Below are 1846 nucleotides of genomic sequence, written 5' to 3' on the forward strand. Positions count from 1 at the left end.
GTTCGCCGACATAGGTCATACGGTTGGCATAGGCGGTGGCATAGCCGATATCGATCTCGCGGATGGTGGCGAAGGGAAAGCCGGCGTTGGAAAGATCGGCCGAGGAGAGTTTGCCCAGCAGATCGCGTGATCGCGGTCCCATCAACGCCAGCACCGCGTAGGACGAGGTGACGTCGGTCACGATTGCATGCGCATCGGACGGAATGTTTTTGACGATCCAGTCGGCATCGTGGACAGCTTGTGCGGACCCGGTGACGATGAGGAATTTCTCCGCGCCGAGTCGCATAACGGTGAGATCGCTCTCATAGCCACCGCGTGCATTGAGCACGCCCGTGTAAACAGACGTACTGTCCGGTACGTCGATATTTCCGGCGCAGATCCAGTTGAGCACGGCGCAGGCATCGCGGCCCTGCACGAGGAGCTTGGCGAAAGAGGTCTGGTCGAAGACGGCGACGGCTTCGCGTGTCGCCTTCATTTCGCGCTTGACCGCCTCGTGCCAGTTCTGGCGGCCGAAGGCATAGTCGTTCTCGGTCTTCTCTCCCGGTGCCGCGAACCAGTTGGCGCGCTCCCAGCCCATCTTGGAACCGAAGCAGGCACCTTTGGCGGCGAGCCGGTCGTAGAGCGGCGAGCGGCGGAACGGCCGCGCCGTGTCCAGTTCACGGTTCGGCCACGGCATGGCGTAATGCAAGCCGAGCGTTTCCTTGACACGGTCATGCAGCCAGCGCGGATTGTTGTTGAAGGAGGCGAAACGCCTGATGTCGACCGGCCACAAATCCATGGTCGGCGCGCTGTTGACGATCCATTCCGCCAGCGCCCTGCCCGCGCCGCCGGCGCTGGCGATGCCCATGGAGTTGAAGCCGGCGCCGACATAGAAATTCTTCAGTTCCGGCGCCTCGCCGAGGAGAAAATTGTTGTCCGGCGTGAAGCTTTCGGGACCGTTGTAGAATTTCTTGACCTCGGCCTCGGCCAATTGCGGCACGCGGACCAGCGCGTTTTCCATCAAAATCTCGAACTGATCCCAATCGTCCGGCAACAGCGCGAACTCGAAATTTTCGGGAATGCCATTCATGCCCCACGGCTTGGCGTGCGGCTCAAAGCCACCCATGACCAGGCCGCCGACCTCTTCCTTGAAATAGATGAACCCGTCGGGGTCGCGCATGACCGGCAGGTCCGGATGCACGCCCTCGATCCTGCCGGTAACGATGTACATGTGCTCGGCCGAATGCAGCGGCACCGAGACGCCGCACATCAGCCCGACCTTGCGCGCCCACTGGCCGGCGCAATTGACGACGATCTCGGCGGCAATGTTGCCGCGGTCCGTCTCGATACCGCAGGCGACGCCGTTCTTCACGCTGATGCCGGCGACCTTGACCCGCTCGAAAATTTTCGCGCCGCGATTGCGCGCACCCTTGGCCAGCGATTGCGTGAGATCGGTCGGATTGGCCTTGCCGTCGCCCGGCAGCCAGACGGCGCCGACCAGATCGTCGGTCGCCATGACCGGCCATAGATCGGCCGCCTCCTTCGGCGAAATCACGTCGATCTCGACGCCTTGGGCGCGTGCCGATGCGGCCGTGCGCTTCAGCACCGTCATGCGGTCGGCGGTCCGCGCCACCGACAGCGAGCCACAATTCTTCCAACCGGTGGCGAGCCCGGTCTCGGCCTCCAGCTCACCATAGAGCTGCGTGGAGTATTTGATCAGGCTGGTCATGTTGGAATGACTGCGCAACTGGCCGACAAGCCCTGCGGCGTGCCAGGTGGTGCCACCGCTGAGTTGCCCCTGTTCGAGCAGCACGACATCGGTCCAACCGAGCTTCGTCAGATGATAGGCGACCGAGCAGCCAATGAT

General features: G+C 62.8%; 1 protein-coding gene. It reads right to left on the reverse strand.

Annotation, left to right across the window (positions count from 1 at the left end):
- Positions 1-1846, reverse strand: a 1846-nt coding sequence (locus EN914_RS33955) for an FAD-dependent oxidoreductase (protein WP_127389612.1), incomplete at both ends; no start/stop codon positions are given.

This window comes from Mesorhizobium sp. M7A.F.Ca.CA.001.08.2.1, from assembly GCF_003998455.1.
GTDB classification, from domain to species: domain Bacteria; phylum Pseudomonadota; class Alphaproteobacteria; order Rhizobiales; family Rhizobiaceae; genus Mesorhizobium; species Mesorhizobium ciceri.